General features: G+C 63.3%; 14 protein-coding genes and 1 pseudogene. 8 read left to right on the top strand and 7 right to left on the bottom strand.

Going from position 1 to position 15,369, the window contains the following annotated elements:
* Positions 1–283: 283 nt before the first annotated feature.
* On the bottom strand, positions 284–799 hold the full coding sequence (locus HB778_RS32625; RefSeq protein ID WP_244661723.1) for a hypothetical protein: 516 nt from the start codon (positions 797–799) through the stop codon (positions 284–286).
* A gap of 172 nt (positions 800–971) precedes the next feature.
* Between HB778_RS32625 and HB778_RS32620 the strand changes: the two genes are divergently transcribed.
* From HB778_RS32620 to HB778_RS32600, 5 genes are all read left to right on the top strand, one after another.
* Positions 972–2,033 carry a glycosyltransferase family 4 protein gene (locus tag HB778_RS32620; RefSeq protein ID WP_183459864.1) on the top strand — a complete coding sequence of 354 codons (1,062 nt, stop codon included), beginning with the start codon at positions 972–974 and terminating at the stop codon, positions 2,031–2,033.
* Positions 2,034–2,075: 42 nt separating this feature from the next.
* The gene (locus HB778_RS32615; protein ID WP_183465305.1) at positions 2,076–4,238 is read left to right on the top strand and encodes an amylo-alpha-1,6-glucosidase; all 2,163 of its coding nucleotides are present in this window, start codon (positions 2,076–2,078) and stop codon (positions 4,236–4,238) included.
* Between the two features lie 109 nt (positions 4,239–4,347).
* Positions 4,348–6,117: an alpha,alpha-trehalose-phosphate synthase (UDP-forming) gene (locus HB778_RS32610; protein WP_183459863.1), complete on the top strand. Its 1,770-nt coding sequence runs from the start codon at positions 4,348–4,350 to the stop codon at positions 6,115–6,117.
* Positions 6,117–6,899 carry a trehalose-phosphatase gene (otsB, locus tag HB778_RS32605; protein WP_183459862.1) on the top strand — a complete coding sequence of 261 codons (783 nt, stop codon included), beginning with the start codon at positions 6,117–6,119 and terminating at the stop codon, positions 6,897–6,899. The genes HB778_RS32610 and otsB overlap by 1 nt, the downstream gene beginning before the upstream one ends.
* A 45-nt stretch (positions 6,900–6,944) precedes the next feature.
* Positions 6,945–7,157 carry a hypothetical protein gene (locus tag HB778_RS32600; protein WP_183459861.1) on the top strand — a complete coding sequence of 71 codons (213 nt, stop codon included), beginning with the start codon at positions 6,945–6,947 and terminating at the stop codon, positions 7,155–7,157.
* Between the two features lie 7 nt (positions 7,158–7,164).
* On the opposite strand, the gene dprA is transcribed toward HB778_RS32600, so the two are convergent.
* The 5 genes from dprA to HB778_RS32575 all read right to left on the bottom strand — a co-directional run bounded on the left by dprA (position 7,165) and on the right by HB778_RS32575 (position 11,996).
* Entirely contained in the window at positions 7,165–8,298 is a 1,134-nt protein-coding gene (dprA, locus tag HB778_RS32595; RefSeq protein ID WP_183459860.1) for a DNA-processing protein DprA, read from the bottom strand.
* A complete protein-coding gene (plsY, locus tag HB778_RS32590; protein WP_183459857.1) occupies positions 8,295–8,882 on the bottom strand; it encodes a glycerol-3-phosphate 1-O-acyltransferase PlsY in 588 nt (195 codons plus the stop codon). The genes dprA and plsY overlap by 4 nt, the downstream gene beginning before the upstream one ends.
* A 43-nt stretch (positions 8,883–8,925) precedes the next feature.
* Positions 8,926–9,534, bottom strand: coding sequence for a class I SAM-dependent methyltransferase (locus HB778_RS32585; protein WP_210308058.1), 609 nt, complete (start codon positions 9,532–9,534; stop codon positions 8,926–8,928).
* A gap of 198 nt (positions 9,535–9,732) precedes the next feature.
* Positions 9,733–11,019 carry a dihydroorotase gene (locus tag HB778_RS32580; protein ID WP_183459855.1) on the bottom strand — a complete coding sequence of 429 codons (1,287 nt, stop codon included), beginning with the start codon at positions 11,017–11,019 and terminating at the stop codon, positions 9,733–9,735.
* Entirely contained in the window at positions 11,016–11,996 is a 981-nt protein-coding gene (locus HB778_RS32575) for an aspartate carbamoyltransferase catalytic subunit (protein WP_183459854.1), read from the bottom strand. The genes HB778_RS32580 and HB778_RS32575 overlap by 4 nt, the downstream gene beginning before the upstream one ends.
* 157 nt (positions 11,997–12,153) lie before the next feature.
* Here HB778_RS32575 and HB778_RS32570 point away from each other — a divergent pair, with 157 nt between their 5' ends.
* From HB778_RS32570 to HB778_RS32560, 3 genes are all read left to right on the top strand, one after another.
* Entirely contained in the window at positions 12,154–13,782 is a 1,629-nt protein-coding gene (locus HB778_RS32570) for a DNA alkylation response protein (RefSeq protein WP_032930346.1), read from the top strand.
* Positions 13,783–13,919: 137 nt separating this feature from the next.
* Positions 13,920–14,483: a hypothetical protein gene (locus tag HB778_RS32565; RefSeq protein ID WP_183459852.1), complete on the top strand. Its 564-nt coding sequence runs from the start codon at positions 13,920–13,922 to the stop codon at positions 14,481–14,483.
* Positions 14,483–14,824, top strand: a complete 342-nt coding sequence (locus tag HB778_RS32560) for a DUF6105 family protein (protein WP_183459850.1) — start codon at positions 14,483–14,485, stop codon at positions 14,822–14,824. Before HB778_RS32565 ends, HB778_RS32560 begins: the two co-directional genes overlap by 1 nt.
* On the opposite strand, the pseudogene ruvX reads toward HB778_RS32560, so the two are convergent.
* Positions 14,742–15,247 (bottom strand): annotated as a pseudogene (gene ruvX / locus HB778_RS32555) (Holliday junction resolvase RuvX). The gene HB778_RS32560 and the pseudogene ruvX overlap by 83 nt on opposite strands.
* Between the last annotated feature and the right edge of the window lie 122 nt (positions 15,248–15,369).

The raw sequence follows: 15,369 nt of genomic DNA, 5'->3' as shown, positions 1-15,369 counted from the left end.
AATGGTTTTTGACGACGTCGTCTCGAGTGGGGAAGCGTTTCCGGGAGAGGCAATTCAGAAGCGAGACGGGCGGGAGCCTTTGAGCCAAGACTTCCGCGATCACACCATAGGCTAAGGCAATCACGCGGTGCACAATACAAATACAGCGGTCGATTCCTTAGGGATGTAGCCACTTCAAAAGCCCGCCGCGGGTCGCTCCCGTGGCGGGCTTTTCCTATGAGCGAACCGTTACCCAATGGCGAAAAGCTGAAGGTTCGTGAACCTTTGCCACGCGCAGCGGCCGTTAGTCCCCCCTCGACAGATGCACGTCCAGAACGGCGGCCTTCTTCGCGATCAGGCCTTCCAGATCCGCGTCAGACCGCTTGGTGCCTGTGCGTTGGCGCAGCAGCGAGATCACCGCGCTCATTGATAGCGGAGTGGTTTGGGAAAGCGGGGCGGTCTGAGTGCCCAGAATGGCATCCACCGCGCCGGCAACATCCGGGGTCTCCGTTGGTGCTCGCATGGGAGGTTCCTTTGTGCTCAGGTCGGCCTCGGTGCCCTCGGTCGGTGCCCTGACGCCGCGATCGAAGACGACCGCCAAACCGTTCTTGACGGCGAGCGCTGCGACCATATCGTCGAGCTTGCGGTCAGGGAGGGCAGGGTCCGCGGGTTTCAGCATCTTGCGGATCACCCTGGCGGCCTGATCCGTCGACACAAAGTCATAACGCCGTTTTCCGGCCTCGACATATTGTTCGATGATCATGCTCAGGCGTCGGGCTGCGATATGCCTCGGTTCCTGCACATCATTCGGTTCCTGCACCTAAGCCTCCATCAGCAGAGTGCAAATTTCGGCAAGCCAAAAGGACATAGGGCGGCCAGGTCGGACATCAAACGCTCTTCGACCATTCGGCGTATCTGGCAATCAGGCCGGAACGATACTGCGCCTGAAGCATTTCGCTCCTATCACCAGCTCATTGAGGGAAGGCCGGGCCATGAAGATTGCCCATGTCGCGCCACTGTACGAATCCGTGCCGCCAAGGCTCTACGGCGGCACCGAGCGCATTATTTCCTACCTGACCGAGGCGCTCGTCGACCTTGGCCACGAGGTGACGTTGTTCGCCAGCGGCGACACGAAAACCTCCGCCAAACTCGTGCCATGCCGCGAGCGGGCGCTGCGTCTCGATCCGCGTCCGCTGAAATCCGAGATCGCGGCGCATCTTTCGATGCTCGACGAGGTGAGGAAACGGGCCGACGATTTCGACGTCATTCACTTCCATCTCAGCCATTTCCTGCATTTTCCGTTCTTCCGCGACATGCCGCAGCGCACGGTGACGACGCCGCATGGCCGGTTGGATTACGCGGATCTCGCACAAGCCTATGACCGGTTCCCGCGCTTCCCGATGATTTCCATATCCCGCAGCCAGCGGGCACGGCTTGCCTCCGCGAACTGGCTGGCGACAATCCATCACGGGCTGCCCGTCAATCTCTACGAGCCCGATTTCGAGGCGGGCTCCGATGGCGGCTATCTTGCCTTTCTCGGCAGGATGTCGCGAGACAAGCGACCGGACAGGGCGATCGAGATCGCCCGCCGCACCGGCTTGAAACTCAAGCTCGCGGCCAAGATCGGTGAGGACGATCGCGCCTATTTCGAGGAAGTCGTCCAACCGCTGATCGATGGCGAACAGATCGAATATGTCGGCGAGATCAATGAGCAGCAGAAGACGGCGTTTCTCGGGAACGCAGCCGCCCTGCTTTTCCCGATCGATTGGCCGGAGCCGTTCGGCCTTGCCGTGATCGAGGCGATGGCGTGCGGGACGCCTGTGATGGCCTGGAGTTGCGGCGCCATGCCGGAGATCGTCGATCACGGCGTGACCGGTTTCGTCGTCGAGACCATAGAGGATGCCGTTGCCTCCATGCCGGCTCTCCTGCAACTCGACAGACGGCGTGTCAGGGCGGTGTTCGAGCGGCGCTTTTCAGCCCGCAGGATGGGGCAGGATTACGCCGCCGCTTATGCAGAGCTGGTCGACGCCGGCGGTCACGTCAAGGCCTCATAACGGAAGTGCCTTTCAGAATGAACAGGGACAGGCCTATTGACCATCAGCCCACTTGACGAGCGCACGCTCGATCCGGCGATCGCACTGGCGTCTCTCGATGAGACGGCGCCGCGGGAACCGCACAGGCTCTTCGCCCTCAAGCATGGCGACTGCTTTGTCGTCGCCGACGCCTATGGCGATATACGCGGCGTCGGGGACGGGTTCTTTCGCGACGACACGCGCGTGCTTTCCGAATTCCGCCTGACCGTCGGTGGGCGGTCGACATCGTTGCTGGGTGCGTCGCTCAGCCAGGACAATGTGCTGTTCACCACCAACCTGACCAATCTGCCGATTGAGAGCGCCGCTGGCCGCCAGATACCGCAAGGCGCTATTCATATCGAGCGCGTCAGGTTGCTGTGGGAGGAAAGGCTTTATGAGCGCATAACGCTGTCCAACTACAGCCGGGAGCATTCGACGATCCTGCTGTCGCTGCGTTTTGCCGCCGATTTTCGCGACATGTTCGAGGTCCGCGGCTCGACCCGCTCGAAGCGTGGAACGGCCCATACGGCTGTGATTGCCCAGAGCGCGGTTGTGCTTCGCTACGAAGGCCTGGACAAGGTGGTGCGCACATCCGCGATTTCATTTTCGCAGACGCCCGATCACCTGACCTCTGAGCGGGCGGATTTCGTCATCGCCGTCACCAAGCGCAGCAGTCAGACGCTGTACGTGGAAGTCGGCAACGAGACCGACGATCGCCCCGAAAGCCAGCGGTTTCGTGCTGCTGCCGCCCGTGCTCGTTTCGGCATGCGCGCCAAGCGACGGCATGGTGCGACGCTGCACAGTTCTGGCCGCGTTTTCAACGACTGGATGGCGCGGGCGCGCGCCGATGTCGCGCTGCTCACGACCGAACTGCCGACCGGGCCCTATCCCTATGCCGGCATTCCCTGGTTCTCCACCGCCTTCGGCCGGGACGGGGTGATTTCAGCCTTGCAGATGCTCTGGCTCAATCCTGGTCTGGCGCGGGGCGTGCTGGCGTTTCTCGCCCAGCACCAGGCGACCGAGACCTCGCCTTTCAGCGATTCCGAACCCGGCAAGATCATGCACGAGACCCGCAAGGGCGAGATGGTGGCACTCAGCGAGTTGCCGTTCGGCCGCTACTACGGCGGTGTCGACACGACGCCGCTCTATATCCATCTTGCCTGCGCCTATGCGGACCGCACGGGGGACATAGCCTTTATCGATACGCTGTGGCCATCGCTGTGCGCCGCGGCCGAGTGGATCGAAACGGCGAGCCGTTCGACGGGGTTCCTCACCTACCAGCGCGCTGCGGAATCCGGCCTTGCCAACCAGGGCTGGAAGGACAGTTTCGATTCCGTCTTTCACGCTGATGGCCGCATTCCGAAGGGGCCGATCGCCCTGGTCGAGGTGCAGGGCTATGTCTTCGCGGCGTTCCAGGGCCTGGCGAAACTGGCGCGGCTGCGCGGCGAAACGGAGCGGTCGGAGAGCTGGGAAATACGCGCCGACGCCATTCGCCAAAAAGTCGAGCGCCATTTCTGGATCGAAGACCTCGGCTATTATGCGCTGGCACTGGACGGCGAAGGCCAACCCTGCAAGGTGCGCACATCCAATGCCGGTCACCTGCTTTATGTCGGCCTTCCCAGTCCGGACCGGGCGCGCATGGTCGCCGACCAACTGCTGTCGGCTTCGTTCCATTCCGGCTGGGGACTGCGGACGCTGGCGGACGACGCGGTCTTCTTCAATCCGATGTCCTATCACAACGGGTCCATCTGGCCGCACGACACCGCGATCTGCGCCACCGGACTGGCGCGATACGGCAACCGCGACAGCGTGGTGCGGCTGATGAGTGGAACCTTCGGATCCGCCGTTCATTTCAACATGCGGCTGCCCGAACTGTTTTGCGGCTTCACGCGCGCGGCCGGCGAAGCACCGATTGCCTATCCGGTGGCTTGCCTGCCGCAAGCCTGGTCCGCCGGCTCGGCCTTCATGCTCATGCAATCGTGCCTCGGCCTTCAGATCGATGGCTGGACAGGCGAGATCCATGTGACCCGGCCGCGCCTGCCTATCGGCATCGATAGCCTCGTCATTCGCCATCTTTCGGTAGGGCAGGCGTCGGTGGACCTGACATTCCAGCGCGTCGGGGACCGTGTCGGCGCCTTCCTTGCCGAACCGCATGAGGGGCTGGTGCCTCTGGTGGTCAGGAGCTGAAAAATCGGAACCATCCCGCACCACAGGCGTTGGACCACCAGACTATGGGTGCCGGAACTCCCAGTCAACGAAGACGCTGCGGTATCCCATTGAAAGGTAATCGGTTTCAATGTCCGACGACAGTTCGTATCTGGTTGTTCCTTCATTCGCATTATGGCTCTTCACCCTTGCAGCTGTCGGCGTCCTGGTCATCGCGCTGGTGACGATGGTGGTGCGGGCGCGCAGGGGCGCGCGGATTGCCGCCGTGGGGGCCAGCCCCGCTCACAGCTCACTGCCGGAATTCGAGAAGAACGGTCAGTCGGCCGTTGCCGCGCTGGTGCAATGGTCACCCGAAACGCTGCGTCACATCCTGGCAACCGAATTGCCCGATGCCCAGGTGATCGTCGTTTCAAATCGTGAGCCGTACATCCACAACCGCGAGGGCGACGACATCCAGCTGGTCGTACCCGCCAGCGGGCTCGTCTCCGCCCTGGAGCCGATCACGCGCGCCTGTGCGGGCACGTGGATCGCCTATGGCGGCGGTTCGGCCGACGCGCTGGTGGTCGACAAGAACGACCGGATCGAGGTGCCGCCTGACAATCCTTCCTACACGCTGCGCCGCGTCTGGCTGAGCGAGGAGGAGCAGCAAGGTTATTATCTCGGCTTTGCCAATGAGGGCCTGTGGCCGCTTTGCCATATCGCCTTCACCCGGCCGATATTCCGCGCCTCGGATTGGGAAGCCTATGAGGCGGTCAATCGCAAATTCGCCGACACCGTTGTCGCGGAAGCACGTAACGAGCGGCCGATCGTGCTGGTCCAGGATTACCATTTCGCGCTGTTGCCGCGGATGATCCGCGAGCGCCTGCCGGAGGCGATCATCATCACCTTCTGGCACATTCCATGGCCGAATTCGGAAGTGTTCAGCATCTGCCCGTGGCGCGAGAAGATTCTCGAGGGCCTGCTCGGCAGTTCGATCGTCGGCTTCCACACCCAGTTCCATTGCAACAACTTCATCGACAGCGTCGACCGTTTCCTGGAAAGCAGGATCGAGCGCGAGGATTCGGCCATTTCCTATGGCGGCGAGATCAGCCTGGTGCACGCCTATCCGATTTCAATCGAGTGGTCGCCGCCGCACCTGGACAAACTGCCAGATGTCGCGCAATGCCGTCGGCAGGTTCGCGAGAAATTCGGCCTGGCCGAACATGTCAAGCTGTGCGTGGGCGTTGAGCGTCTCGACTACACCAAGGGCATCCTCGATCGCTTCAACGCACTCGATGAACTGCTGACGCTTCACCCGGAATGGATCGGCAAGGTGGCGCTCTTGCAGATCGCGGCGCCCAGCCGCGGCACTCTGCCTGCCTATCAACAATTGTACGAGGAGTGCCTGCTCCATGCCGAGGATCTCAACCAGCGCTATGGCCGCGAAGGCTACACCCCCGTCCTGATGGTGACGGAACATCACTCGCAGCTGCAGGTCTACGAAATCTACCGTGCCGCCGACGTCTGCATGGTCACCAGCCTGCATGACGGCATGAACCTGGTTGCCAAGGAGTTTGTCGCGGCGCGCGAGGATGAACAGGGTGTGCTGCTGCTCAGCATGTTCGCCGGAGCCTCGAAGGAGCTGCTGGAAGCCCTGATCGTCAATCCCTATGACGCGGCAATGATGGGCGACGCCTTGCTGCAGGCCTTGACCATGTCCGAGGAGGAGCAACGCCAGCGCATGCGACGCATGCGCGAGATCGTGCGCGAAAACAATGTCTACAGGTGGGCGGGCAGCATGCTTCTCGATGCCGCGCGCTTGCGCAAGCGTGACGCGGTCGATCGTGCCGTGGGTGCTTCTCCAGCGGCCCCTGCCAACGTTATATCGCTGCTCGATCGCAGACGCGTGGCGGCGCTGTGATGTCGATATTGCCAAACCCGCCGGAACCCGTTGTCCCGCAAGGGCCATGGACCCTGTTCCTCGATATCGATGGCACGCTTCTCGAACATGCCGCGCATCCCGATGCGGTGGTCGTCAGTGAGGAGTTGCGCATGCTGTTGACACGGCTTGAATCGCAATTGGACGGAGCGCTTGCGTTCATCACCGGACGGTCGATCGCCGCCGTCGACCATCTCTTCCAACCTCTCAGATTGCGCGCCGCCGGGCTTTATGGCCTCGAGCACAGGCTGGCGCGCGATGGTGCGGTCGAAGCCGCCGTCGAACCGGCTGACATTGCCGCACTTGCCGACGAAATCGCGACGGAACTGGACAATGCGGATGTCTATATCGAACGCAAGGGACCGATCCTGGCCATTCATACACGCGCGGCGCCGCATTTGTTGCAGCGCGCGACGGAGTTGGTCGAACAGGCACTGGACAGGTTGCCCGCAGGCTATCGGGTCTTGGCGGGCAACGCCGGCGTGGAACTGATGCCGCTGGAGGCGGCGAAGGGAGCAGCGATCCGACGCTTCATGCAAATTCCGGCTTTCAGGGGACGGCGCCCGGTGTTCCTCGGTGACGATACGTCAGACGAGAACGGGTTCGAGGTCGTCAACGAATTGGACGGCATCTCGGTTCGCATAAAGCCATACGGATCGACAGCGGCACCTTTTGCGCTGGCCGGCGTGGATGCGGCCTTGGCCTGGCTGGACGGGATGAGTAGACGCGAGACCGCGGCCACGCTGGCCGCAATGGCCAAATGAACCGGATTGCACCCAAGCCATTCACGCGCATGGAAGGAGTTTGCAATGATCCAACTGACCAGCCTCATCCGGGAAATCATGCCCGCCTGGCTTCGGCGACGCTCCGAGCCGCATAGCGGTGATGCCAAGACGGCAGTTGAGCCGTTGCGTCCCGAGGACGCCGATGCAGTCTGGCGCAAGGCTGTCGAGAAGGATTTGTTTGGAGCCAACACACCGGACTACGCCGAGATCGGGGAGAAGGACCCCAAACGCCATTGAGCTGCGGTTAGCTTTCCCCGAAAACCAGCGAGACATTGCCGCCGGCATGGCGTTCGAGCCGGCCGGCAAGGTCGAGTTCCAAAAGCACCATGAAGACCTGGGCCGGATGCAGGCCGGTGTGGCGGATGATCTCGTCGACCGGCACTGGCGTCGGACCGAGCGCTTCGATCACCTTGGCACGGTCGCTCTCGCCGGGTGGCGGCGTGGCCGAGAAATCCGGCGGGTCGTCGAATGGCGGCACGTCAGGCGCCCGCATGCCGGTCAGCGGCGCGATCGCTCTTGAAATATCAGAGGCTTCGGTGACCAGCGTCGCGCCGTCCTTGAGCAGGCCGTTGGTGCCGGCCGCGCGTGGGTCCAGCGGCGAGCCAGGAACGGCAAAGACCAGCCGGCCCATTTCGCCGGCAAGCCTGGCGCTGATCAGCGAGCCCGAGCGCTGCGCTGCCTCGACCACCACCAGCCCAAGGGCAGCACCTGCGACAAGGCGGTTGCGCCGCGGAAAATCCTGGGCGCGCGGCTGCCAGCCGAACGGCATTTCCGAGATGACAGCGCCACGCTCGGCGATTTCCGCGCACAGGCCGGCATTTTCAGGCGGGTAGGGCAGATCAAGCCCTCCGGCCAACACCCCGATCGTGCCGGTCGCCAGGCTGCCTTGATGCGCCGCCGTGTCGATACCGCGCGCCAGGCCGGAGACGATGCCATAACCGTCGCCGCCAAGATCGGCCGCCAGCATGCGTGCCATCTTGATACCGGCCAGGGATGCGTTGCGGGCGCCGACGATGGCAACGCCCGGCAGCCGGAAGACAGAGGCATTGCCTTTCACCGCGAGCAGTGGCGGCGGATTATCCATGCTTCTCAGCAAAGGCGGATAGTCCGGTTCCCCGATGCCGACAAAACGCGCGCCAGCCCGGCGGGCTGCCTCGAGTTCGGCCTCGGCTTCGGCGATGGAGGGAATGCGAGCGATCCGGCTGGCGCCACCGGAAATCATCAGTTCCGGCAGGATTTCCAACGCCACCTCGGCGGACCCGAAGCGGTTGATCAGGTCGCGAAAGGAAGCGGGGCCGACATTCTGGGTGCGGATCAGCCGCAGCCAGCTCAGCCGCTGCCGGTCGCTGAGGCGCGGCCCGGCGGCCGGCTCGCTCATCCCTTGGCTCCGATCTTGCCCTCGGTGCCGGCAAGCAGCCGCGAAATGTTCGCCCTATGCTTCATGAAGACGATGATGCTCATCACCACGAACAGGACGGGTATTTGCGGTGTGCTCATAAAATACAGAGCAATCGGCACGACGACGGCTGCCGTCAGCGCTGCCAGCGAGGAGAAGCGGAACAGGAAAGCCATCACCAGCCAGACGACGGCGAAAATCAGCGCCACCTGCCAGGCAAGGCCGATCAGCACGCCGAGATAGGTGGCGACGCCCTTGCCGCCCTTGAAACCCAGCCAGACCGGGAAGAGATGACCGAGAAAGGCGCCAAGACCGGCCCAGACGGCTGTTTCTGGTGCGAAATGGCCAGCAATCAGAACGGCGGCGGTTCCCTTCAGCGCGTCGAGCAGCAGCGTCGCGGCGGCCAGGCCCTTGTTGCCGGTTCGCAGCACATTGGTGGCGCCGATGTTGCCCGAGCCGATCTTGCGCACGTCACCAAGGCCGGCGGCCCGCGTCAGCAGCAGCCCGAAGGGAATCGAGCCTAAGAGGTAGCCGAACACAAGTGCTGGGATGATGCCGTAATTCATTGTTTCCCCCCGTATTTTCTTATGTCACCGGCTTGGCTTGCGTTCAAGCCAAGGCGATGACGAACGAGTCACCGATCAGGGGCCCTTCGCCTGGCGCTCTATGGACGATTCGCCAACCGCAGCCCTCAACCAGACGGGCAAGGAAATCAGGATTGTAAAAGCACATGCCGCCGTTCCTGTCCGGGCTCCTGTCTTCGAACTCGGCGATCCCGGCATCCAGAAAGCAAGTGAAAAGAAGGCGGCCCTGAGTTGCCGTGTGGCGGCGCAGGAGGGTGAAGATGAACGCCGCGTCATCGGGATTCTGGTGGGTGATCACAGAAAATAGCGAGACGACGTCAAAGGCGCGCAAGGGCAGCGGAAGTTCCGTCTCATTGGAGAGTGGGCGCCCTTTCGGGTTATAGAGCGGATGGTGCGCGTCCAGAAGGACATAGGAGAAACGGGGATCGCGTACGGTGGAGCGCAGGAAGTCGATCATCTCCGCGAAGCAGTCGACGCCAGTGTAGGATTGGATCGGAATCCTGCGATTTAGGATAGCCTGGGTGAACCGGACGCCGCAGCCGAAGTCGAGCAGCCGGCTGGCTGCGAGAGTCTTCAATCCGATCTGCTGCCGCAGCCTCTCCAGCAGCCAGGCACCGCTATCCTCCGGCGGCATCAGGGAACTCACCTTCTGGAATTCCGGTTGAACTTCTGTGTGACGATGATCTTCGGCGCGGGACGAAGGCGACGCCAGATCGACTGCAGCCAGGAAGGATGATGCGATCTCATGGCAAAGGCTCTCGGAAGAGTGGGTGGATGACAGTTCACCGTACCGCGAAACCAGAGTGCTGCGAAGATTGGCTGGTCGGCAGGATTAAGCTGAAAATACTGTGCGGCCCGCCACCAGCGTTTGCAAGACCTTGCCTTGCAGGCGCGCGCCTTCGAAGCAGGTGTTTTTCGAGCGCGAGCGAATGCCGCTTTCGCTGACGATCCAGGGCTCATCGAGATCGACAAGTGCAAGGTCCGCAATGGCGCCGGGCTTCAGCGTGCCGCCGGGCAGGCCGAACAGCTTTGCCGGCGCGGTGGACAGCGTTTCGACCAGTCGCAGCAGGGTCACGTCGCCATTGTGGTAGAGCCGCAAGGCCGCGCCGAGCAGCGTTTCGAGGCCGATGGCGCCGGCCGCGGCGTCGGCGAAGGGCAGGCGCTTGGTGTCGACATCCTGCGGATCGTGCGAGGAGACGATGATGTCCACCGTGCCGTCCCTGACTGCCTCGATCATCGCCAGCCGGTCTTCCTCGGCGCGCAACGGCGGCGTCAGGCGGAAGAAGGTGCGGTATTCGCCGACATCGTTTTCATTGAGCGACAGATTGTGGATCGACACGCCTGACGTCACTGCCGCGCCATCGGCTTTCGCGCGCGTCACGGCGTTTGCCGCCATCGCCGTCGAAATCTTCGCTGCGTGATAGGAGCCGCGCGTCAGCCGCGCCAACGCAAGGTCGCGCTCGAGCGGGATCGATTCAGCTTCACGCGGAATGCCGGAGAGGCCAAGCCAGCTGGCGTACAGACCTTCATTCATGACGCCGGATGAACCGAGGTCGGCATCCTGCGTTTCATGCACGATGGTGGCGCCGAAATCGCGGGCATAGGTCAGCGCGCGGCGCATCACCAGTGAGTTGGAAATGGTGTGACGGCCATCGGTGAAGGCAACGGCGCCGGCCTCGCGCAACAGGCCGAACTCAGTCATCTCGCGGCCATCGAGCCCCTTGGTGATCGCCGCCGCAGGGAAGACGTTGACGATCGCTGTGTCCTTGGCGGTGCGCAGCACGAACTCGACCAGCGCGACATTGTCGATCACCGGGTCGGTGTCGGGCATCATGACGACGGAGGTGACGCCGCCGGCCGCCGCGGCAACGCTCGCCGAAGCGATGGTTTCGCGATGCTCGCCGCCTGGTTCACCGATGAAGACGCGGCCGTCGATCAGGCCGGGAATGATGGCCTTACCAGCACAGTCGATAACGGTGGCGCCCTCAGGCGCGCCCTGGTTCAGCGCCGCCTTGCCGGCGGCAACGATCTTGCGGCCCTCGACAATGACGGAGCCAACTTCGTCGATGCCGCGCGAGGGGTCGACAATGCGGGCGCGTTCAAAGACCATTATGCTCATGCGCCGCGCCCTTCCTGGTTGTGGCCCTCTTGATTACGACGGGGGTCGAGCAGCGCTTCCATCACCGCCATGCGCACGGCGACGCCCATCTCCACCTGTTCCTGGATGACGCTTTGCGGACCGTCGGCGATTTCCGAGGCGATTTCGACGCCGCGGTTCATCGGGCCGGGATGCATCACCATCGCGTCGTCCTTGGCGGCCTTCAGCTTTTCGGCGTCGAGGCCGAAATAGCGGAAATATTCGCGCACCGAAGGCACGAAGGCGCCTTCCATCCGCTCGCGCTGCAGCCGCAGCATCATCACCACGTCGGCGTCCTTGAGGCCCTCGGCCATCGAGCGGGTGACGATGACGCCCATTTTCTCGATACCGGACGGCAGCAGCGTCGAAGGCGCCACCACCCGCACCTGTGCACCAAGCGCGTTGAGAAGCATGATGTTGGAGCGCGCCACGCGCGAATGCAGGATGTCGCCGCAGATCGCCACGATCAGCTTCGACAGCGGACCCTTGGCGCGGCGGATGGTCAGCGCGTCAAGCAGCGCCTGCGTCGGGTGTTCATGCGCGCCGTCGCCGGCGTTGACGACGGAGCAGCCGACCTTTTGGGCCAGAAGTGCCGCGGCACCCGCCGACTGATGGCGGATGATCAGGATGTCGGGCCGCATGGCGTTGAGCGTCATCGCGGTGTCGATGAGCGTCTCGCCCTTCTTCACCGAAGAACTCGCCACCGACATGTTCATGACGTCGGCGCCGAGCCGCTTTCCGGCCAGCTCGAACGAGGACTGCGTGCGGGTCGAGGCTTCGTAGAAGAGGTTGATCTGGGTGCGCCCGCGCAGCGTCGAGGTTTTCTTCTCGGACTGCCGCGAAATCGCGACGGCCCGATCCGCCCTGTCGAGCAAAAGCTCGATGTCGGCCGGCGAAAGATCGCTGATGCCCAGAAGATGGCGGTGAGGATAGAGTGGCAGGGACGAAGCGTCGGTCATCTCAAGGCGCTGCTATAGGGTGCGGATTTCGCGCCCGCAAGCACCCGCTTTGGATTGGCGCCGTTCTCCCCGGTATTTTCGTCGCGCGCGCGGCAACGCTTGGCTATATCTACCCAATGGCCCCGGATTCGTGGCTTTCCGACGATAAGGACGAATTGTGACCGACGACGTGACGAACCAGCCGCCGCCGCTGACGGGCGGCAACGCCTGGCGAGGCGATCCGTTGCTGATCCAGCTTGCCGAACGGTTTTCCGACCCGGTGCGCAAGGACCTCGACGGGCTCGGCCGTTTTGTCCTGACGCAGGAAGCGCAGGAACTGGCGCGCCTGGCCAATGTCGAGACGCCGAAACTCAGGACGCATGATCGCCAGGGACGGCGCATCGACCTGGTCGAGTTCCATCCTGCCTATCACGCCTTGATGCGCCGCTCGGTGGCCAACGGGCTGCATTCCTCGGTCTGGGAAAACGGCGACGCCGAGATCGGCCGCCGCCACCAGGTCCGAGCCGCCCGTTTCTACCTGACCGCCGAGCTCGAGACCGGGCATCTTTGCCCCATCACCATGACCAGCGCTTCGCTGGCGGCGTTGATGGCCAGCCCGAAACTGTTTCGTGAATGGGCGCCGCGGGTCACGACACGCAAATACGACCAGAGCCAGAAGCCGCCGGTCGAGAAGACCGGGCTGACGCTCGGCATGGGCATGACCGAGAAACAGGGCGGCACGGATGTGCGCGCCAATGTGACCAGGGCCGAACGCGCCGGCAGCGGGTTCTATCGCCTGACCGGGCACAAATGGTTCATGTCGGCGCCGATGTCGGACGCCTTCCTCGTTCTGGCGCAGGCACCGGAGGGACTGTCCTGCTTCCTCGTACCGCGCGTTCTCGGCGACGGCTCGGGCAATGGCTTCCGCTTCCAGCGGCTGAAGGACAAGCTCGGCAACCGCTCCAACGCGTCTTCCGAGGTCGAGTTCGTCAACGCCATCGGCGAGATGGTCGGCGAACCCGGCGCCGGCGTGAAGACGATCATGGACATGGTGACCTTGACCCGGCTCGATTGCGCCGTGGCATCGTCGGCGATCATGCGGGCAGGGCTGGCGGAAGCGGTTCATCACGCCCGCCATCGCCAGGTGTTCGGCTCGACCTTGATCGAGCAGCCGCTGATGCAGCGGGTATTGGCCGACATGGCGCTCGATGTTGCCGCTGCCACGGCTCTGTCGTTCCGGCTGGCGCGATCCTTCGACGAGGCGGCGAGCGATCGCGGTGAGGCGGCGTTTGCCCGCGCCATGACGCCGGTTGTCAAATACTGGGTGTGCAAGATCGCGCCGCCGCTGCTCTACGAGGCGATGGAGTGCCTCGGCGGCAACGGCTATGTCGAGGAAGCGCCGCTCGCCCGTTATTATCGTGAGGCCCCGGTCAATGCGATCTGGGAAGGGTCGGGCAATGTCATGGCGCTCGATGTGCTGCGCGTGCTTGGCCGGGCGCCGGGCCTATTCGAAGAGGTGCTGGCCGGCATCGACCGTGACCTCGGTGCCGGCGGGCGCGGCACGATCGGCGTGCTGAAGGCGGCGATGCAGGTGGCTTCGACCGACGAGGGCTCGGCACGCCTGCTGACCGAACAGCTGGCGTTGTCGGCGGCCGCGGCGGAACTGCGGCGGCTCGGGGCAGGGCGGATCGCCGATGCCTTCGTCGAGACGCGCCTGGCCGGCCAGTGGCGCAACACTTATGGCATGATCGATTCGCGCCACGACGCGCGCATGATCATCGACACGCTCTATCCGCCGGTGAACTGAGCCGAGATCGGGTGCATCGAACGTATCCGAGGGGACTATGGCGTGCCCTGTGGATCGCCGTTAACCTTAACAAATGGTTTCCGTTGCGGCGGCGAGCGGCAAAGCCCACTGTCATTCCTGCCGAAGCAGGAACCACGATGCGACACGTATTGACCTCTTTTCTGTCTGTGCACTGGGCGATCGTTTTCGCCCTGCTGGCGCTGATCTGCATCGATGGAGACCGCGGTGTCACGGCAGCCCTCGGCGTACTCGGTGTGACCGTCGAGAGCGCCCGCTTCGTCAATCTGGAAAACATCGTCGTTGTCGCGCCGCTGGCGATCGCCTTGCTGGTCGTGTCGGTGCTGTTCTTTTGGGCCTTTGTCGATACGCTGATCAACGATGCGGCCAGCCCGGGCGCCGACAGCGTCGTTCGCATCGCCTTCATTTCCGCTTCCGGTGTGCTGTCGATGATCCTGATCGGCGGCGCTGCGCAAGGCATCAACGGGCTGTTCATGGTCGTCGCTGTGCAACTCGCCGCGCTTCTGGTCTCTTATGTCGCGATGCTTGCCGAGCGGCGCTCGGCAGCGGTGTCGGAGGACGCTGCTTTCCACGCCACGGCGCACAACATGGCGAAGGCGGCGGCCCACAATTCGCTGCTCTCCATGATATCAGGCCGGACCAGCCCCAACCGGACCGGCCCTAAAGCGAAGGGAGGCCGCTGATGCGCTACATCTTCGCATTTTGGGCGGCTCCGATGGCGCTGTTCTGGGGATGGTTCTATCTGTCGGCCAATGACATGAATTTCGGTTACGTGATGCTCAGCCGGCAGATGCACGACTTCTTCTTCCAGCTCTATGGCCAGATGCTAGGCATCGATCCGACGATCATCCCCGGCATGGTGGCGAAGACGTGCATCTTCGACGGATTTCTGCTGATGGCGCTGTGGGCGTTCCGCCGTCGCCGCGAAATCGCCGGCTGGCTTAAACAGCGCTGGGAGGGTCCGGTTCCGTTCGAACGGATGCAGCGAGCGACTGAAGCCGGTCCAAAACTCCCTGCAGAATAAAGGCGCGGCCGCCGAATCGATCTTGCCGGCGCGTTTGGCGCGCGAGAAATCCATTTCGATCAGCGTCCTTTCGGCCGCCACCGTCGACAGCCGTTCGTCCCAGAACACGAAGGGCAGGTCGCTCAGCTGCGCCATGTTGCGTACGAAGGCGCGTGATTTCTGCGCACGCGGACCTTCCGACCCATCCATGTTGATCGGCAGCCCGATCACCACAGCGCCGACATTCTCCTTCGCTAGCAAGGCCAGAAGCACGGCGGCATCGAGCGAGAATTTCCTGCGCATGATGACCGGGCGCGGATGCGCGAAGGCGAATCCCCGGTCGGAAACCGACACGCCGATTGTCTTGTCGCCGAGATCGAGCCCCGCCAGCGTCCTGCCATCGGCGAGCCGTGCCGGCAATTGCTCAATCGTGATGACAGCCAACGGTTTTCCCTCGTCTTTTTCAGCGGCACGCGTCCTTCCGGAGGCGCGGCGGACACTATACCCTTTGATCTCGGGGCCATCGGCGTTCTATCCTCTGGCCCGGCAAAAATCGAGGAATGCAT

Source organism: Mesorhizobium huakuii (genome assembly GCF_014189455.1).
GTDB lineage: Bacteria > Pseudomonadota > Alphaproteobacteria > Rhizobiales > Rhizobiaceae > Mesorhizobium > Mesorhizobium huakuii_A.
The sequence above is the reverse complement of the archived record's forward strand: the minus strand, read 5'-3'. Positions and strand labels throughout refer to the sequence as shown.